The following is a 19,088-nucleotide window of genomic DNA, read 5'->3' as shown; positions in this document are numbered from 1 at the left end:
CCCCAGGGGGCCTCTGCGGAGCGCCTGGGGCAGCACCTGATCCTCGCGCGGAAGCCGCGGGAAATCACACAGCAGCAACTGGCCGGCCTCTCGGACCAGCCTCTCGGGCAAGACGGATCGGCAATACAAGAAAAGCCCCGCGAAGGCAGCTTCGCGGGGCTTTTTTGACTTCTCGACCCTCCTGGGGCTTTCAACGCCTTTTGCTGACGGCCAGCCCCTCGGGGGTGCTTTTCCCTGTTGCGCGGCAAGCCGCGCGGCACGCGGCCTCGGGCGCTCGGACGATCAGGCGCTCTTCGGCACGTTGCCGGCCGCTTCCAGCTTGTCGCCGTTGCCCTGGTGATGCACGGCCTGGGCCTGCGACTTGGCATTGGCGTCGGCCTCCGCCTCGGGCTTGGCCGCGACCGGCTCCGGTGCGCTGTGCACGCCCGGAAGCTGGCGCAGGCGGGCCCGCTCGGCCAGCACCTTGGCGCCGTAGCCGCCGTCGGTGTTGCTGGACGCGCCCACGTAGAACTTCAGGCCGCCTTCGAGCGAGCCGGCGCGGGCGATGCAGTCCTTGAGCACCAGCGCGCCGATCTTGATGTTGGCATACGGGTTGAGCGCGGCTGCCACGCCGCCCACGGCCTCGTACTTGTCCTGGTGGACCTTGGTCATGACCTGCATCAGGCCCTGCGCGCCGACGCCGCTCTCGGCGTACGGGTTGAAGCTGGACTCGATGGCGATCACGCCCAGGATCAGCAGCGGATCGATGCCGACCTCGCGCCCGGTCAGGTACGCGGCCTTCACCAGTTGCGCGGTGGCCTGCGCCGCCACGCGGTACTTGCGGGCAATGTAGTCCGCCACCACGGCCTGCTCGCGCGCGCTGCCGAGCGTGGTCGGGTTGCGGGCGTCGAGCGCCACGCGCTGCGCCGGAATCTGCGCGGCCAGGTGGGCCACCGAAGGCACCTTGCCGGCCGGCTGGTTCCAGTCGTCGGTGCCGGACACCGTCGGCAGGCCCGGCGCCTTGGCCAGCACCGGAGCCGGTGCCAGGCCGAGCTTGGCCGCAGCCACGTCGGCCGAGGCGGCGGGCACCGCGGCTTCCATGAGCACCGCCGGCGCTTCGTCCCCGGCCAGCGCGCCGGCCAGGGCCGTGCGCCATTCCTGGCTGACCGCCAGCGAGACCGCCGCGACCACCGACACCACCCCGAGACTGTTCAGGGCATATTTCACTGTGGCGCGGCCGCCCCGGAAGGCGCGACCCGCCACCCGGTGTGCGAGACGGACTTGCAATGCCCGACTCACCCCGGGAACCGGTTGTCTGAAGCGGACCTGCAATGCCCGTCCGACACCGGGAAGATGAAGGGTTTTCCAACCACTCATACTTACCTCCATCCGCCGTTCGCATCGTGCCGCGCCGAAACGCCTCACGCCGATGACCGCGTACTCAAGTAAGGATGCTGCACTGCCTAGCAAAGGCTGCCAGCACCTGTTGGTGGGCGCTCCCCATGCGCCCAACGAGAAACAGGGTAGGCTCTTGGGGGAGCCTGCCCTGCCGCGAACTACTCAATGCACCCGGCCAGCGCCGGGACAATCGATCGGGACCCGCCCTTGCTCAGGCGAATCCGCTTAGTGATCAGAGATGGATGTTTTTTTGCCAGCCCCTTGACAGGGAGGAAAAAAATGTGCTGCGACGCAACACTCCAACGAGCAGAACCGGATTGTAGGAACGCTTTTATACATCGTCAAGAATAACGATGTCAAAAGTCATAGCTTGTAGTTATATGTAACAATGTCCTTTACGCCGCTTCCGCCTCCCCCGAATTCGGCGAAAGTCAGTACTGGTAAAGCATCGGAGCAGTCTCCCCCAGCGCCGGCGCGGGAAAAAAATTTACAATTTGATGATGTAAATCAGGGCGATTTTTTTTCGCCACGCCATGCGGATGTGCACGAAGATCCGCATTCATTGCCGGCGCGGGCATTTTGCCGCGTCCAGGCACCAACAGAATTCACTATGAAATACAACGACTTGCGCGATTTCATCGGCCAGCTTGAAGGCCTCGGCGAACTGAAGCGGATCGGCGTGCCGGTGTCGCCCAACCTCGAAATGACCGAGATCTGCGACAGGCTGTTGCGGGCGGAAGGACCCGCCGTCGTGTTCGAAAGACCGAGCGATCCGCAGCGTCCTGGACAGACTTATAGCGTGCCCGTGCTGGCCAATCTGTTCGGCACGACACGCAGGGTTGCGCTGGGCATGGGCGCCGAAAGCCTGGCCGACCTGCGCGACATCGGCCGCGTGCTGTCCGCGCTCAAGGAGCCCGAGCCGCCGCGCGGCCTGCGCGAAGCGGGCAAGCTGTTCACGCTGGCCAAGTCGGTGTGGGACATGGCGCCCAGGCGCGTGAACAGCCCCGCCTGCCAGGAAGTGGTGTGGGAAGGCAACGACGTCGATCTCGCGCGCCTGCCGATCCAGACCTGCTGGCCGGAGGACGCCGCGCCGCTGATCACCTGGGGGCTGGTGGTCACCAAGGGCCCGCACAAGAAGCGCCAGAACCTGGGCATCTACCGCCAGCAGGTCATCAGCCGCAACCAGGTCATCATGCGCTGGCTCGCGCATCGCGGCGGCGCGCTGGATTTCCGCGAGCACGCGCTGGCCAGCCCGGGCAAGCCGTTCCCGATCGCCGTGGCGCTGGGCGCCGACCCGGCCACCATCCTCGGCGCCGTGACGCCGGTGCCGGACACGCTGTCCGAATACCAGTTCGCCGGCCTGCTGCGCGGCAGCCGCACCGCGCTGGCCGGTTGCCTCACGCCCACGCTGTCCGAGCTGAGCGTGCCGGCCTCGGCCGAGATCGTGCTCGAAGGCCATATCCAGCCCGACCCCGGCCACCCGAGCGGCTACCAGCACGCGCTGGAAGGCCCCTACGGCGACCACACCGGCTATTACAACGAGCAGGACTGGTTCCCGGTCTTCACCATCGACCGCATCACCATGCGGCGCGACCCGATCTACCACTCCACCTATACCGGCAAGCCGCCCGACGAGCCGGCCATCCTCGGCGTGGCGCTCAACGAGGTATTCGTGCCGCTGCTGCAGAAGCAGTTCCCCGAGATCACCGACTTCTACCTGCCGCCCGAGGGCTGCAGCTACCGCATGGCGGTGGTGCGCATGAAGAAGCAGTACGCCGGCCACGCCAAGCGCGTGATGTTCGGCGTGTGGAGCTTCCTGCGGCAGTTCATGTACACCAAGTTCATCGTGGTGGTGGACGACGACGTCGACGTGCGCGACTGGAAGGAAGTGATCTGGGCCATCACCACGCGCGTGGACCCGTCGCGCGATACCGTGCTGGTGGACAACACGCCCATCGACTACCTGGACTTCGCCTCGCCGGTCTCGGGCCTGGGCTCCAAGATGGGCATCGACGCCACCGACAAGTGGCCCGGCGAGACCACGCGCGAATGGGGCCGCCCGATCCGCATGGACGACGCCGTGAAGGCGCGCGTCGACGGCTTGTGGGACTCGCTGTTCGCGCAGCGCGCCAGCGCCTAGGCCGCGCCATGTAATAAGATCACGCCAAGCCGCACGCGGCGGCCACGCTGCCGCGCGGCAACATGAAAACCAGGCCATCCGCACGTCCGCGCCAGACGGAACCGAGGAGGAGACACATGACCACCCTTGAGGAAGGGAAACTGATGTGGACGCCGTCGCCGGCATTCCGCGACGGCAGCCGCATCGCCGATTTCATGCGCTGGCTGGCGCGCGAGCGCGGCCTCGCCTTCGACGGCTACGGCGCCCTGTGGCAATGGTCGGTAACCGACCTGGAAGCCTTCTGGGACGCCATCCGCGCGTATTTCGACCTGCGCTTCGACACCGAACCGGCGCGTGTGCTGGCCGATCCCGCCATGCCCGGCGCGCGCTGGTTCGAAGGCGCCAGCCTGAACTATGTGCAGCAGGTGTTCCGCCACGCCGGCAGCGGCGCCGCGCGCCGGCGCGCGGCCATCCGCTTCGCCGGCGAGGCGGTCGGCGTGAGCGAGCTGAGCTGGGACGCGCTCGAAGCGCAGGTCGCCTCGCTGGCCCACGCGCTGCGGCAGATGGGCGTGGCGCGCGGCGACCGCGTGGCCGGCTACCTGCCCAACATCCCGGCCACCGTGGTGGCTTTCCTCGCCACCGCCAGCCTCGGCGCGATCTGGTCGGGCTGCGCGCCGGACATGGGCCAGGTCGCGGTGATCGACCGCTTCCGCCAGATCGAGCCCAAGGTGCTGGTCGCCGTGGACGGCTACCAGTACGGCGGCAGGCACCACGACCGCGCGCCGGTGCTGGCCGACCTCGCCGCCGCCCTGCCCTCGCTGACCGACGTGGTGCTGGTGCCGTCCGGCCACGCGGACGCTGCCGCCCCGCCCCTGCCGCCGGGCGTGCGCCGCCACGCGTGGCGGGACGTGCTGGCGCACCGCGCGGCGCTGGCCATCGAGCCGGTGCCGTTCGACCACCCGCTGTGGATCGTCTATTCCTCGGGAACCACCGGCATGCCCAAGCCCATCGTGCACGGCCACGGCGGCATCGTCGTCGAGCAGGTCAAGCTCATGGCCTTCCACAACGACCTGGGCCCGGACGACGTGTTCCACTGGTACAGCAGCAGCGGCTGGATCATGTGGAACGCGCAGGTGGCCGGGCTGCTGCTCGGCACCACCATCGCGCTCTACGACGGCAACCCGGCCTACCCGGATGCCGGCGTGCTGTGGCGCTTCGTGGAGGCCGCCGGCATCACCGCCTTCGGCGCGGGCGCGGCCTTCTTCACCGCCTGCATGAAGGCCGGCATCGAGCCCGCGCGCGTGGCGGACCTGTCGCGCCTGCGCGCGCTCGGCTCGACCGGCTCGCCGCTGCCGGCCGAGGCCTACGACTGGATCTACCGCCACGTGCGCGCCGACATCTGGCTCGCGCCGATGAGCGGCGGCACCGATTTCGCCGGCTCCTTCGTGGCCGGCTGCCCGATCCTGCCGGTCTACTCCGGCGAGATGCAATGCCGCTGCCTCGGCGCGCGCGTGGAAGCGTTCGACGACGCGGGCCGCGCGCTGACCGGCGCGGTCGGCGAGCTGGTCTGCACCGCGCCGATGCCGTCGATGCCGCTGTTCCTGTGGGGCGACGCCGACGGCAGGCGCTACCGCGATAGCTATTTCGACACCTACCCCGGCGTGTGGCGCCACGGCGACTGGATCAAGATCACCGCGCACGGCGGCGCCATCATCTACGGCCGCTCGGACGCCACCATCAACCGCCACGGCATCCGCATGGGCACCAGCGAGCTGTACCGCGTGGTGGAAGACCTGCCGGAAGTGCTCGACAGCATGGTGGTGGACCTCGAATACCTGGGCCGCGAGTCCTACATGCCGCTGTTCGTGGTGCTGCGCGAAGGGCTGGCGCTGGACGAGCCGCTGCGCGAGGCCATGCGCGCGCGCATCCGCGCCGCGCTGTCGTCGCGCCACGTGCCGAACGAGATCCTGCAGGTGCCGGGCGTGCCGCGCACGCTGTCGGGCAAGAAGATGGAAGTGCCGGTCAAGAAGCTGCTGCTGGGCCACGCGCCGGACCAGATCGCCAACCGCGACGCCATGATGAACCCGGACACGCTCGACTGGTATTTCGCCTACGCCGTGGGCTTCCTGGCCGCGCGCGCCGGCGCATCCGCGGCGGCCTGACGGGGAGCGCGCCGAACGCCGCGCGCAGGAAGCGCGAAGGGGACCGGCTGCGGCAGCGCCCGCCGCGCCCGGTCCCCTGCGGTTTCGCTTCGTCTTCGCTCCTGAGCGCGCCGCGGCGCGCTCAGAATTCCACTTCGAGCTCGCTGATCTCGTCCGGCTCCTTGCGCGCCTCGGCGATCCATTCCTGCAGCTCGGGCATGGCGAGGATCTGCTTGCAGTACGCCACCGGCTGCGGGTCGAGCTCCACGCCGTAGGTCAGGAAGCGCGTCACCACCGGCGCGTACATCGCGTCGGCCATGCTGCGCTGGCCGAACAGGAACGGGCCGCCGTAGCGGGTCAGGCATTCGCTCCAGATCTGCACGATGCGGTCGATGTCCGCCTGCGCGCGCGACCACACCTTGAAGCCGGGGAAATGCCCCTTCAGGTTCATCGGCAGCGCCGCGCGCAGGGCGGCGAAGCCGGAGTGCATCTCGCCGCAGATGGCGCGGCAATGCGCGCGCGCGGCGCGGTCGTCGGGCAGCAGGCCGGCCTTGGGGCTGATCTCGTTGAGATACTCGCCGATGGCGAGCGTGTCCCACACCGTCACGCCCTGGTGGAACAGGCGCGGCACGAGGATCGACGGCGACAACAGCAGGATCTCCGCGCGCGCCGCGGCGTCGTCGGGCGGCACCAGCACTTCCTCGAAGTCGAGTCCCGCAAAACGCGCCAGCAGCCATCCGCGCAGGGACCACGACGAATAAGTCTTGCTGCTGATGGTCAGTGTCGTCTTCGCCATCACGTCTCCTTGCCATCTCGATGAGTCGTTGGAACGGCGGGCCGGCGACGCGCTCGCGGCGCGAACGATGCCCGGCATGCCGCCGCTGCTTCTTTCGCTGCTTCTTTCGCTGCGTTCCCCGCCGCTCACATCATTCCCGCCGCGGGTTTTCCCGCTGTCATGTCGTGCTATGTGCCGCATGCCGCGGCTCCTACCATGATGTTGTACTACATGGCGGGCGTGGCATCGCGGCCGGCGCGGCACGGGAAAACGCGCCGCGGACAAGCGGCAGATGGTCCGCACCGGCGCGGTGCGGCTTGCGGCACCAGCATGAAGCCGCGCCGGCGCGGCAGCCCTTCGTGCCACTTGCCGCACGCGGCGCTGGCGCCGCATTCGAACCAGAACCGGTCGCCCGTCTCCCCACGATGGCAGGCCCGCAAGCCTCATGCCAACAGAACGCCGTGGCACACATATTGCGGCGTATGAAGCCAACGCATAAAAGGGGGGCGGCCATGCTGTATCAGGTGTACCAGACTTATGCGGACCTCATGCAGCCAGCCTGCAGCGTGGCCGACATGATGGCCGTGGCAATGGCCGCCAACCCGCGCCTGGCCGCATGCGAGCCCATGCGCGCCACGCGCGCCGCGTGCGAGGTGCTGGCGCTGAGCCGGCTCACCCATCACCGCCCGGCCTTCGGCATCGACAGCATCACCGTCGACGGCACGCCGATGCAGGTGACGGAAGAAGTGGCGGCGCGCACGCCGTTCTGCACGCTGCTGCGCTTTCGCAAGCACGGCGCCGGCCAGCAGCCGCGCGTGCTGCTGGTCGCGCCGATGTCGGGCCACTTCGCCACGCTGCTGCGCGGCACCGTGCAGACCATGCTGCGCGACCACGACGTGTACATCACCGACTGGCACAACCCGCGCGACATCTCCCTCATGCACGGCCGCTTCGGCTTCGACGAATTCGTCCAGCACCTGATCGACTTCCTGCACGTGCTCGGCGGCGGCACGCACCTGATGGCGGTGTGCCAGCCCACCGTGGCCGCGCTCGCCGCCGTCGCGCTGATGGCGGAGGACGACGACCCGGCCCAGCCGCCCAGCCTGATCCTGATGGCCGGCCCGATCGACGCGCGCATCAACCCGACCAAGGTCAACGAGCTCGCCACCAGCCAGTCCATCGAGTGGTTCGAGCGCACGCTCACCAGCCACGTGCCGCTGCGCTTCGCTGGCGCCATGCGGCACGTCTATCCGGGCTTCGTGCAACTGACCGCCTTCATGAGCATGAACAGCGAGCGCCACCAGCAGGCCTTCCACGACCTCTACGACCTGCGCGCCAACGGCGAGCACCAGCGCGCCGACGCCATCCAGACCTTCTACGAGGAATACTTCGCCACGATGGACCTCAGCGCCGAGTTCTACCTGGAGACGGTCAGCATGGTGTTCCAGCGCTTCCTGCTGGCGCAGGGCCTGCTCGACGTGGCCGGGCGCCGCGTGGACGCGCGCGCGATCCGGCGCACCGCGCTGCTCACGGTGGAAGGCGAGCGCGACGACATCTGCGCGATCGGCCAGACCATGGCCGCGCAGGACCTGTGCGCAAGCCTGCGCCCCTACATGCGCATGCACCACGTGCAGACCGGCGTCGGCCACTACGGCGTGTTCAATGGCAAGCGCTGGGATGCGCAGGTCTATCCGATCGTGCGCAACACCGTGCACATGACTTCGTAGGCGGGACCGCGCGGCGGTGGCCCCGGGATTTTTCTCCGGGGCTGCCGCGGCGGCCAGGCAATCAGGCGGTCAGGCCGCGTTGCGGTCGGTCGGCCACGGCGTCACCGCCGGCACCGCGCACGGCCCCTCGACCTCGACCGTGGCGAAATCGGCCGGCCCGACGATCTCCAGATATTCCATGTCGGGCGAATAGTCGAACAGGTAATGCGTGATGCCGGGGCGCTGGTGCACGCAGTCGCCGGCGGCGACCAGCGTCTCCTTGTCCTCGTACATGAAACGCGCCCAGCCCTTGAGCATCAGCACCACGTGGAACTCGGCCTCGTGCCGGTGCCAGCCGGTGCCCTGCTCGGGCGGCTGGTTGGCCTTGACCAGCTGCGCCAGCACCTTGCCGCCGGTGGCCTCGGCCACGCCCAGGTCGCGGTAGAGGAAGAAGTCGCGCAGGCCCTGGTCGACGAACGCCGTGTCGTGCGGGCGCACGTGGGAAAACTGCATGGGGGGAAGATCCGCGGCGGGCGCGCCGGCGGGTTCGCTGCTGGACTTGCTGTTGGACTCGGCCATGACAAGCTCCTTTCGCTGGTGGGGAAATGCGCTGCGATGCAACGCAACATCCGCGCCAGCGGACCACGGCGCGCAAGGCGCGCCGCCACGCGGACAAATGTGAAGCGCCCGGCGCCGCCGGCGCGCCGCGCGCCGTGGCACACCCAACGCATGCACCCGTGCTGGGCGCCCGGCGCGCACGCCGCCCGCGCCGCGGCACCGGCGCGGTGCTGCGGTTATGATTGCCATGCATCGCCGCTTCCGCCCCCGCCCGCCTCACCGTTGCCCGAGACCCCGCGCCACATGCAAGCCCCTGCCACCTCTTCCCCCGCTCCCTCCTTCACGCAGTTCCAGGGCCAGGACCTGGTCCGCGTCGGCGGCCACGACAACTACCTGCTGCTGGCCCCGCGGGCCGGCGCGCGCCTGGTGCGCTGGGTGCATCGCGGCGAAGACATCCTGCATTGGCCCGACCCGGCCGACTGGTCCCAGCCGGCGCGCGTGCGCGGCGGCAATCCGCTGCTGTTCCCCTTCATCGCCCGGCATTTCGTCGACGGCGCGCCGGGCGCCTGGCGCGACGCGAACGGCGCGGTGCGCGCCCTGCCCAGCCACGGCTTCGCGCGCGACCTGCCGTTCGCGCTCACGCAGTACGACGCCGGCAGCCACATCGCGATGACGCTGCGCGCCAGCGACGCCACGCGCGCGGGCTACCCGTTCGAATTCGCGTTCGAAGCCGGCTACCGCCTGCTCGAGGACGGACTCGAAACCACGCTGCGCACGCGCAATACCGGCACGCAGCCGCTGCCGTACTACGCCGGCCACCATTTCTATTTCGCGCTCGCGCATGAAGCGCGCGGCGCGGCCGTGCTGGAGATGCCCGACGCCGACCTGATGCGCCAGCGCGCCGACGGCGCGCTGGACGCCCTCGGTGCCGGCGCGGCGTCCTACTCGCTCGACGATGCGCGCCTGCAGGACACCTTCCACGTGCTGCGTGAATCGCACGCCGCGCCGCGCGCCTGCATCCTCGCCATGCCGCCCAGCGCGGCGGCCCCGCGTGGCCGCCGGCTGGCGATCGAACTGGACGCGCCGGACGCGCCCGCAGCCGCGCCGTGGTTCGCCGTCACCACCTGGTCCGAGCACGCCGACGCCGACTTCTATTGCGTGGAACCGTGGCTCGGCCTGCCCAATGCCATCCACCACGGCACCGGGCTGCGCTGGCTCGCGCCGGGACAGGAAGAGACCGCCGTGTGCCGCCTGCGCATCCTGGCGTGACATCCGGCCGCCCGCGCGCCTGCAGCCACCTGCCCGAAGCCGCTTCAGTTTTCCTCCTCCACAGCCGTAGACCGAAATAGCGCCCCCCGCAATCAGAGGCGTTTTCCGTGCCGCGGTCCTTGTGCCGCGCGGCAGCGGACACAAGAACGCTGTATCCAAGGAGAGGAAGACAATGTTGAAGCAACTGTCCATCCGGGGCTATCTCAGCCTCATGGTCGCCATGTTCGGCTTTGCCCTGATGGTCGGGGCCGCGGCGGGACTGCTGTCCATGCACGCCGGCAACGAATCGCTCAAGCAGATGTACACCGTCGACACGCCCGCCGTGGCCGACCTCGAAGGCAGCGCCGGCCAGTTGCTGCGCCTGCGCCTGGCACTGGCGACCTACGCCTCGCTCACCGAGCTGAACAACCAGGAAGGCGCCAGCGCCGTGCTCGCGCGGTCCGGCCAGTACCTGAAGGCGGCCGACGAGCGCCAGGCGCACTACCTCGCCTCGGCCGGCAGCGGCGAGGAAGAGCAGCGCCTGATCAAGGACATGCAGGAAAAGCGCGCGAAGTTCCTCGCCGAAGGCGTGGAACCGGCGCTGGCCGCGCTCAAGGGCGGCGACCGGCAGGCCTTCCTGCAACTGCAGGCCCACAAGCTGCCGCCGCTCTACGGCGCCTTCGAGAAATCCATGCTGGCGCTGGAAAAGCTCCAGCTCGACCGCGGCGCGCAACGCTATGAACAGGCGCAAAGCCGCTTCAAGGCCGTCAGCATCGCGGTCGCCGCCGGCCTCGCCGTCTCGCTGCTGCTGGCGTGGGCCGGGCGCGCGGCGCTGATGCGCGCCATCGTCGATCCGGTCAACGCCGCCATCGCGCAGTTCCAGCGCATCGCCGCCGGCGACCTGACCGGGCGCGTGGCCGTCACCAGCGACAACGAAATGGGCAAGCTCGGCGCGGCGCTGCAGAAGATGCAAGAATCGCTGATCGACACGGTCGGCACCGTGCGCAGCGGCAGCGAGTCGATCAACGTCGGCGTGCGCGAGATCTCCGCGGGCAACACCGACCTGTCCCAGCGCACCGAGGAACAGGCCGCGTCGCTCGAACAGACCGCCGCCAGCATGGAAGAGCTCACCTCCACCGTGAAGCAGACCGCCGAGAACGCCCGCCAGGCCAGCCAGCTCGCGCACGGCGCGTCCGGGCTGGCCGCGCAGGGCGGCGAACTCACGCAGCAGGTGGTCGGCACCATGCAGGACATCGTGACGCACTCGCGCCAGATCGGCGACATCGTCGGCGTGATCGAAAGCATCGCCTTCCAGACCAACATCCTCGCCCTCAACGCCGCGGTCGAAGCCGCCCGCGCCGGCGAGCAGGGCCGCGGCTTCGCGGTGGTCGCCGGCGAAGTCCGCTCGCTGGCGCAGCGCAGCGCCGGCGCGGCCAAGGAAATCAAGGGCCTGATCGGCGCCTCCACCACGCGCGTCGAAGCCGGCGCGCAACTGGTCGAGCGCTCCGGCTCGACCATGACCGAGATCGTCGGCGCCATCACCCGCGTCAGCGACATCATGAACGAGATCGCCGCCGCCTCCGCCGAGCAGAGCAGCGGCATCGATCAGGTCAACATCGCCGTGGCGCAGATGGACGAAGTGACGCAGCAGAACGCCGCGCTGGTCGAACAGGCCGCCGCCGCGGCCGGCTCGCTGGAAGAGCAGGCGCACAGGCTGTCGGCGGCGGTGGCGGTGTTCCGCGTTGGCGGCGGGCGCGCCTGAAGGTTATCTGGCGCGAATGCGAAGTTGATGGTCACGCCGCCCACGCGGGCGGCCGCCATGTTGTCGGGGCCGGTCATGATTTCGGGGCGGGCGTTCAGGAGAACGATGTCCTCCAGGCGCGCGCCGGCGGCGTCCGCGCTCGGTCGTGGCGGCGCTGTTGGGTGAGGGCGGCGCGGCCGGGCAGGCCGGCGGGTTGCCGGTATGATGCTCGTCGGCATGGCGCATGCCGGTTCAGCATGGACGTGGCTGACCGGGTCGAGAACAATGTCCAGACAAAGCCCGACATGGCGATGAACGTGATTTTCACTCAGGCGGTTTTCCCCGCCGGCTTGCTCCCGGCGGCGGGTGCCAGGCGATGAACCTGCGGCAGATCGAGGTCTTTCGCGCGGTGATGAGCACCGGGTCCGTCAGCGACGCATCGCGGCTGCTGCATGTCTCGGTGCCGGCGGTCAGCCGCATGCTGTCGTACACCGAGAGCCGGCTCGGCTTTCCGCTCTTTGAACGGGTCAAGGGCCGCCTGCATCCCACCGCGGAAGCGCGGCGGCTCTACCATGAGGTGCAGCTCGTCTACCGGGGCGTGGAACGCATCGGCGATCTCGTCCATGAACTGGCCGAGCGCCGGCACGGCCTGATCAGCATCGGCTCCAGCCCGAGTGTCGGGCAGATGCTGGTGCCCCAGGCCATCGCCGAGTTCCACATCGGCAATCCGGAAGTTCGCATCCATTTCCATTGCATGACCCACGCTCGGCTCAAGGAGCAGTTGCTGGGCCGGCAGATCGACCTGGGCATTTCCACATTGCCGATGGAGCATCCCAGTTTGCGCACCTCGCCCCTGGCGGCGAGCCGGCTGGTATGCATCTGCCCGCCCTCGCACCCGCTGGCGGCGCGCTCGTCGGTGAGTGTCGCCGACCTTCTGCCCTATCCGTTGATCGCGTATCCGCACGACACCCCTTTCGGCCAGCGGATCGACAACCTGTACGCGGAGATAGGCGAGACCCCACGCATCGAGATCGAAGCCGGCTTGCCTCATACGGCCTGCGCGCTGGTGCATGCGGGTGCCGGCATCGCGCTGGTGGACGAGTTCCTGCTGCGCGGTTGGCCCGGCGCGCGCTTCCGCATCCTGCCGGTGGAACAGGCGGCGCCCATCGTCGCGGATCTGGTGTACCCGCACGCCGAATCGCTGTCGCCAGTTGCCGAAGCGCTCATTCGGGTGATACGTGGGGTCATGACGCTGCACGGCCTGTCGCTCCCCGACCCCGGCTAAGGCACTCGCCTGGGCGCATTGCCCTGCCCTGTACCCCGTCGTCACGAAATGGTGCAAGCCGCACCGGCGCCGTGCGCCGCCCGCATGCGGCACCAACACGAAGCAATGCCTTAAACCGCGATTAAGGCTGACGCACAAACCGTCATTCGACGCGCCCGTTCCGCGTTCGGATAATGGTTTGCATGCCGGCGGCCCCGCAAGAAGGCCCGTCCCGGCAACCCTCTCCCACTCTTCTTGAAGCCGACATGGACACCAAGCGTTCCCTTGGCCTGGCCGTTGCACAGATGGGCCCCGTCCACCTGGCCGACACCCGCGCCGCCGTGGTCCGCCGACTCGTGGAAATGCTGCGCGACGCCCGCGGCCGCGGCGCGACGTTCGTCGTGTTTCCGGAACTGGCATTGACCACCTTCTTCCCCCGCTACTGGATGGAGGAGGCCGAAGCACAAGAACGTTTCTTCGAGCGCAGCATGCCCGGCCCGGCGACGCAGCCACTCTTCGACGAGGCCAGGAAGCTCGGCATGGGCTTCTACCTTGGCTATGCGGAACTGACACCGGACCAGCGCGCCTTCAACACGTCGATCCTTGTCGCGCCGGACGGCGCCATCGTCGGCAAATACCGGAAGATCCATCTGCCAGGCCATAGCGACCTCAAGCCCGAGGCACCGTTCCAGCATCTGGAAAAGAAGTACTTCGAAGTGGGCGACCTGGGCTTTCGCGTGTTCGACACGCAGGACACCCGGTTCGGCATGTGCATCTGCAACGATCGCCGCTGGCCGGAAACCTATCGCGTGATGGCGCTGCAGAGCGCCGAAGTGGTGGTGCTGGGCTACAACACGCCCTCGCGGAACATCCACTGGAACGAACCGGCGCACCTGCGGACCTCCACCCACCTGATCTCGCTGCAAGCCAATGCCTACCAGAACGGCATCTGGGTGGCGGCGGCGGCCAAATGCGGCAGCGAGGACGGGCACCACATGATCGGCAACTCGGTCATCGTTGCGCCCACCGGCGAGATCGTGGCGCGCGCCCTGACCGAAGACGACGAAGTGATCAGCGTGCAGGCGGACATGACGCTGGGCGAGCACTTCCGTCGGCACGTATTCAACTTCGCGAAGCACCGCCGGCCAGAACACTATCGCCTGATCACCGAGCGCACCGGTGCCGGCGAACCGCTGCCCTGATTCGAAAGAACGACGATTTCTCCACCGTTGCCCCGCACATCCACCTTTTCCGCAAGGATGCCGAATGCCCTCCTTTCGCCTTTCGACGCGCTTGTCCGTCGTCGCCATGAGCCTGCTGCTGTCCACGCCCCTGCTGGCGGCCTGGCCCGAAAAACCCCTGACCTTTGTGATCCCCTCCGCCGCGGGCGGCTCGCCGGACGTGCTGTCCCGCATCGTCACCAATGAGATGACCAAGACCCTGGGCGTGCCGGTGGTGATCGAGAACCGCCCGGGCGCCGCCGGCAACATCGGCATCCTGCAGATCAAGAACAAGGCTGCCGACGGCTATACCGTCGGTTACGGCAACGTCAACACGCTCGCGGTGAATCGGTCGTTGTTCAAGAAGCTGCCCTACGATGTGGATCGCGATCTGGTGCCGGTCGTCCACGCGTTCGATCTCTACAACGTGCTGATTGTCCGCAAGGACGCCCCCTTCCAGAGCGCGGCGGCGCTGATCGAGGCAGCGCGCAAGGCGCCGGGCACCCTGTCGTTCGGCGCGCCGGGCATCGGCACCACCGGCCACCTCGGCGGCGAGCTCTTCAAGCGAATGGCGAAAATCGACGTGCTGTTCGTGCCCTACAACGGCGGCCCTGCCGCACTGCAGGACTTGCTGGGCGGACGCATCGACTATCTCTTCGCCAATACCTCGGAAGTCGGCCCGCAGATCGCCGCCGGCAAGGTGCGGGCGCTGGGTGTCAGCAGCCCCAGGCGGCTGCCGATCCTGCCCGATGTGCCGACGCTGGACGAAGCCGGGCTGAAGGGCTACCAGACCGTGGCGTGGGGCGGCATCGTCGCGCCACGCGGCACGCCCGCGGATATTGTCAGCAAGATAAATCAGGCGGCAAACGCCGCGCTGAAAACGGATTCGGTGCGCGACGGCCTGAACAAGCTGGGCGCGGTTCCCGCCGGCGGCAGTTCCGCCGATTTCCAGCACGTCATCGACGAGGAAACCAGGCGCTGGGGGCAGCTGATCGAACAGGCACACATCGAGAAACTGGATTGATGGACATGCCGCAATCCCTCACGGCTTCGACACGACTGCTGCTGCGCGCAGGCATGCTGATCGACGGCAGCGGCTCCCCGCCACGCGCGGCCGACCTCCTGATCGAAGGCGAGCGCATCGCCGCGATTGGCGCGCCCGGCACGCTGCATGCCGACGCGCCGGTGCTGGACATCGCCGGCATGGCGGTCGCCCCGGGCTTCATCGACTCGCACACGCACGACGACGGCTACCTGATCGCGCATCCGGACATGGTCCCCAAGGTATCGCAGGGGATTACCACCGTGGTCACGGGAAATTGCGGCATCAGCCTGGCGCCCTCTCCGGCAAGGCCACGGCTGCCGCAGCCGCTGGACCTGCTTGGACCGCGAGAGCTGTTCCGTTTCCCGAAATTCGCGGACTGGCTCGCCGCCCTGCGCGCGCAGCCCGCGGCCGTGAACGTGATACCGCTGGTGGGCCACACCACGCTGCGCGTGGCGGTGATGGACGATCTCGACCGGCCCGCCTTGCCGCAGGAACGCGCGCAAATGCGCGAACTGTTGTCCGAAGCACTGGACGCAGGCGCTTTCGGCCTCTCGACCGGCACGTTCTATCCGCCCGCCACGCACGCGTCGACGCAGGAAATCATCGACGTCGGCGCCCCGCTGCGCAAGCGCGGCGGCATCTATGCCACGCACCTGCGCGACGAGGCAGACCACATCGATGCTGCGATTGAAGAAGCCCTGGCGATCGGCCAGTCGCTTGGCAGCCGCGTCGTGTTCTCCCACCACAAGCTGGCCGGCGAACGCAATCACGGGCGCTCGGCGGCAACGCTTGCCCGCATTGGCCAGGCCGCGGCGCTCCAGCCGGTATGCCTGGACTGCCACCCGTATCCCGCCACCTCCACGATGCTGCGGCTCGATCGCGTGCGCCTGGCCCGGCGCACGATGATCACATGGTCGGACGGCTACCCCGGCGCGCAGGGCCGCGACTTCGATGACCTCCAGCGCGAGCTGGGCCTCGACGACCAGCAGATGCTGGCGCGCCTTGCTCCGGCCGGCGCGATCTATTTCCTGATGAGCGAAGAAGACGTCGACCGCATCCTGGCCGATCCGCGATGCATGGTGGGATCCGATGGCCTGCCCTTCGACAAGCACCCGCATCCACGCCAATGGGGCACCTTCACGCGGGTACTGGCCAGCCAGGTGCGCGAACGCGGCCTGCTGCCGCTGGAGACGGCGGTTCACAAGATGACCGGGCTGGCGGCACGGTACTACCGCCTGTCGGATCGCGGCTTGCTGCGCCCCGGCATGTACGCCGACCTCGTCGTATTCGATCCGCAGACAGTGACCGACCGCGCGACCTTCGACGCGCCCGTGCAGGCCAGCGAAGGCATCGTCGGCGTGTGGGTGAACGGGAAATGCGTATGGAACGGGGAATGCGCGACCGGCGAACTGCCGGGACAGATCCTGGTGGCGTCAACTGACGCCGACCGGGAGGACAGCGCGCGAGCCTGAGCGGCGGCCATTTCCGCCGTATCTTCGCTGTGTCTGCTGTATCTGTTTATGGCCTGGTCATCTTTTCCGGCTGGATCGTGGAAACTGCGCGATCCGCGCATTGGCCGGCCCGGGCGCTACTCACCACGCCAGGCGGCGCATGGCGCGCCCAGGCGGCGTGACGTGCCTTGGTCCGGCGCGCCCGGATACCCGCGTCAGCAGCGGCCCTTCTTCGCTTGCCCGGGCGGGCAGAACGATTCGTTGCCGTACTGATCCACGCGGCAATTCCCCTTCTTCGCCTGTCCGGGAGGGCAGCCGCCGTTGCCCTGACCGCCGCCGTGGTCGTCATACGGCGCCACCACGCAGCCGCTGAGCAGGGCACCGCAGGCAATGAACAAGGCAAGAAGGGATTTCATGATGGTGTCTATTCTCGAAGGTATGCTTGATGCGGAGAATACCGGCCCGAGCGCGCGCCGACTGTAAGGAATCGTGACGCCGAGGCAGGGAATATTCGCATCCGGATCAGGCCATTGCCGAGGCGGACAAGCCGACCGGCGCAAGACGCCGATGGCATCAAGGTACATGACGCCGGGCCCGACGCCGGCACCATCGGCTCACAGGCCAACGGCACAGGTCGCGCCGATGCTTCCCATGCGCGAGTTATGCTAGAATCCGCGCCTGTCATGCCTTAGCGGGCGTCGTATAATGGCCATTACCTTAGCTTCCCAAGCCGCAACGGCTTGACCAAACCCACTGTTCATGCGGGTTTCAGACGCAAATTCTCGCGCCTGTTCATTTCCCCCACCAAATCTGTGCGTTTTGACGCGATGCCAGTTCCGCCCCCACCCAGATGCAAGAAAAGCTATTGGCATAGACCGGCGAATTGAGACCACAACGGCGCAACTGTTTAACGTCGGATCTTGTATTGAGAAACCGCCTCCTCTACTCGAGTTTGCGCATTATAGAGGCTGAGTGAAAAAAGCCCGGAGCCAGTGATCGAAACAGCTAACAGTATGGCATGCGTTACCGATGGATTTTTCCAATCTCCCGCCCATGCTGCCATAGATACCATAAGAAATATAAAACCCCAAAGCAAGGCAACGTGGAAGCCAAGACGTAGCCTCCAGTATTCTGGCCACTGCTGAAGTACGCCCTCCTTATCTTTTTCTGGAAAAATAAGCTTCCTCCCAGAGGTTAATGACCAAGCAAAAAGTGCCGCGGGAACTGCAACGAGCCACTTAAGCTGATCATCAGACACCTGAATCCCGTGCAAAAGGGAGTCAATCTGGATGGGAAAAATAACTCTGAGCAAGAGCCCAGTTACCACAATTAGCATTTCTGGCCCGATTAGGAAAAACCTCGCGAACTCGACTGTCTGCTTCATGGATGCCTCATATCTCTTTCCATGCTTGTTCGTCGGAAGTGGATCTCCGCCTCCGCAGCCAAGTCCTCAGGCACTGGGTCCTTTGAAAACAGGAAGGCCTTCTGTGTATCCGAGGTTCTGATCACAACCTCTTCACCATGCTGGTCCCCAACCACGCGGCCAGATCCATAACCATCCGCTGCCATGAGGATTGCCGCGTCACCGATGGCAACGTCCTTCTCAGGTTCATACTCCCGGTTCTCAAGGATCCTTGATACCAGTTTGGCAATATCAGTGGCAAGACCCTTCATGCCCTCTTGCGACTCTTTCACCGTTACTTCGGAAGCATTTCGCTCTTCAATGTAACGATTCAATGATCCCCACAAACGCCCAAACAACGGATTGGGAGGATGAACACGAGCTGAGATTTGCCGAATTCGGTCTAGCGACTGTAATTTGATGCCAAAGGCACGATAATCCGATACAGCCTCAATTGAACATCCCACGAAGAAATTATCGTAGGTTGCTTCGATCACGGCCTTAAAGCGCCTAGCGAACGTATCCGCCTCGATATGATTCCACACATGCACGTAAGCAATCCCAGAATACTCAGGCAGATATACGAAGCTTGCGCTTGCAATAAGCAGATTCGGTGCAATTGCATCCACTTCAGACTTAGTGGATGTATCCACAACAGTTACGTGCCCCTCGTCAGAGTATTTCGAAAGCCTGCCAAAGACAAATGGCAAGCTGTCCGCACGCCGATCCACAACGCTAGTAATGGTCCACCTTGCCTTCCCGACCATAATTGTTCCCGCGTTTGATATGGCATCCATCAAGCGAGATTGATCTAACGTACCGAGTTTGATCACTCTCCCCAGATAATAACGACCTCTTTGCATCCTGTTCTGTCCGTTGTCTTGTTTGCCCGTCACTCGCTAGAGTGCAGCATGAGGCCATCCATTGCAACCCCACATCGGAGAGGACTAGCGTGGGTGGACGTAACTCTGGGAAGACCGCCTGCTCATTGGAGTCAAAAAAAAATGACTCCACACGGAGTCATTTAGGCCAGGACATCAT

15 protein-coding genes are annotated in these 19,088 nt (G+C 66.8%); 9 read left to right on the top strand and 6 right to left on the bottom strand.

Annotated features, from left to right (window positions below; translation table 11 throughout):
* Positions 1–282: 282 nt before the first annotated feature.
* The gene (locus tag KF708C_RS06420) at positions 283–1,356 is read right to left on the bottom strand and encodes a lytic transglycosylase domain-containing protein (RefSeq protein WP_029043865.1); all 1,074 of its coding nucleotides are present in this window, start codon (positions 1,354–1,356) and stop codon (positions 283–285) included.
* A 631-nt stretch (positions 1,357–1,987) separates the two neighbouring features.
* Between KF708C_RS06420 and ubiD the strand changes: the two genes are divergently transcribed.
* Both ubiD and KF708C_RS06410 read left to right on the top strand, forming a co-directional pair.
* Entirely contained in the window at positions 1,988–3,517 is a 1,530-nt protein-coding gene (gene ubiD / locus KF708C_RS06415; protein WP_020204246.1) for a 4-hydroxy-3-polyprenylbenzoate decarboxylase, read from the top strand.
* A 116-nt stretch (positions 3,518–3,633) separates the two neighbouring features.
* Entirely contained in the window at positions 3,634–5,658 is a 2,025-nt protein-coding gene (locus KF708C_RS06410; protein WP_059411239.1) for an acetoacetate--CoA ligase, read from the top strand.
* Between the two features lie 121 nt (positions 5,659–5,779).
* Here KF708C_RS06410 and KF708C_RS06405 read toward each other — a convergent pair whose 3' ends face one another.
* Entirely contained in the window at positions 5,780–6,433 is a 654-nt protein-coding gene (locus KF708C_RS06405) for a glutathione S-transferase family protein (protein ID WP_020204244.1), read from the bottom strand.
* A gap of 491 nt (positions 6,434–6,924) precedes the next feature.
* Here KF708C_RS06405 and KF708C_RS06400 point away from each other — a divergent pair, with 491 nt between their 5' ends.
* Positions 6,925–8,139: a polyhydroxyalkanoate depolymerase gene (locus KF708C_RS06400; protein ID WP_059411237.1), complete on the top strand. Its 1,215-nt coding sequence runs from the start codon at positions 6,925–6,927 to the stop codon at positions 8,137–8,139.
* Positions 8,140–8,208: 69 nt separating this feature from the next.
* On the opposite strand, the gene KF708C_RS06395 is transcribed toward KF708C_RS06400, so the two are convergent.
* Positions 8,209–8,631 (bottom strand): cupin domain-containing protein, encoded by a 423-nt coding sequence (locus KF708C_RS06395; protein WP_059411372.1) that lies wholly within the window; start codon positions 8,629–8,631, stop codon positions 8,209–8,211.
* Between the two features lie 348 nt (positions 8,632–8,979).
* Between KF708C_RS06395 and KF708C_RS06390 the strand changes: the two genes are divergently transcribed.
* The 6 genes from KF708C_RS06390 to KF708C_RS06365 all read left to right on the top strand — a co-directional run bounded on the left by KF708C_RS06390 (position 8,980) and on the right by KF708C_RS06365 (position 16,666).
* A complete protein-coding gene (locus KF708C_RS06390; protein ID WP_059411371.1) occupies positions 8,980–9,945 on the top strand; it encodes an aldose epimerase family protein in 966 nt (321 codons plus the stop codon).
* Positions 9,946–10,117: 172 nt separating this feature from the next.
* A complete protein-coding gene (locus KF708C_RS06385) occupies positions 10,118–11,686 on the top strand; it encodes a methyl-accepting chemotaxis protein (RefSeq protein WP_059411235.1) in 1,569 nt (522 codons plus the stop codon).
* A 355-nt stretch (positions 11,687–12,041) separates the two neighbouring features.
* Positions 12,042–12,950, top strand: coding sequence for a LysR family transcriptional regulator (locus tag KF708C_RS06380; protein ID WP_059411234.1), 909 nt, complete (start codon positions 12,042–12,044; stop codon positions 12,948–12,950).
* Between the two features lie 245 nt (positions 12,951–13,195).
* Positions 13,196–14,131, top strand: coding sequence for an N-carbamoyl-D-amino-acid hydrolase (locus tag KF708C_RS06375; protein WP_059411233.1), 936 nt, complete (start codon positions 13,196–13,198; stop codon positions 14,129–14,131).
* A 64-nt stretch (positions 14,132–14,195) separates the two neighbouring features.
* Positions 14,196–15,173, top strand: coding sequence for a Bug family tripartite tricarboxylate transporter substrate binding protein (locus KF708C_RS06370; protein WP_059411232.1), 978 nt, complete (start codon positions 14,196–14,198; stop codon positions 15,171–15,173).
* Positions 15,174–15,178: 5 nt separating this feature from the next.
* Positions 15,179–16,666: an N-acyl-D-amino-acid deacylase family protein gene (locus tag KF708C_RS06365; RefSeq protein ID WP_197090320.1), complete on the top strand. Its 1,488-nt coding sequence runs from the start codon at positions 15,179–15,181 to the stop codon at positions 16,664–16,666.
* A 194-nt stretch (positions 16,667–16,860) separates the two neighbouring features.
* Here KF708C_RS06365 and KF708C_RS06360 read toward each other — a convergent pair whose 3' ends face one another.
* From KF708C_RS06360 to KF708C_RS35505, 3 genes are all read right to left on the bottom strand, one after another.
* Positions 16,861–17,061, bottom strand: coding sequence for a hypothetical protein (locus KF708C_RS06360; RefSeq protein WP_043366939.1), 201 nt, complete (start codon positions 17,059–17,061; stop codon positions 16,861–16,863).
* A gap of 491 nt (positions 17,062–17,552) precedes the next feature.
* A complete protein-coding gene (locus tag KF708C_RS35510) occupies positions 17,553–18,029 on the bottom strand; it encodes a hypothetical protein (RefSeq protein WP_156173750.1) in 477 nt (158 codons plus the stop codon).
* Positions 18,026–18,910, bottom strand: a complete 885-nt coding sequence (locus KF708C_RS35505) for a hypothetical protein (RefSeq protein ID WP_156173749.1) — start codon at positions 18,908–18,910, stop codon at positions 18,026–18,028. Before KF708C_RS35505 ends, KF708C_RS35510 begins: the two co-directional genes overlap by 4 nt.
* Positions 18,911–19,088 lie beyond the last annotated feature (178 nt).

This window comes from Cupriavidus basilensis, assembly GCF_000876015.1.
Classification (GTDB): domain Bacteria; phylum Pseudomonadota; class Gammaproteobacteria; order Burkholderiales; family Burkholderiaceae; genus Cupriavidus; species Cupriavidus basilensis_B.
This window is presented reverse-complemented; position numbering and strand designations above follow the sequence as displayed.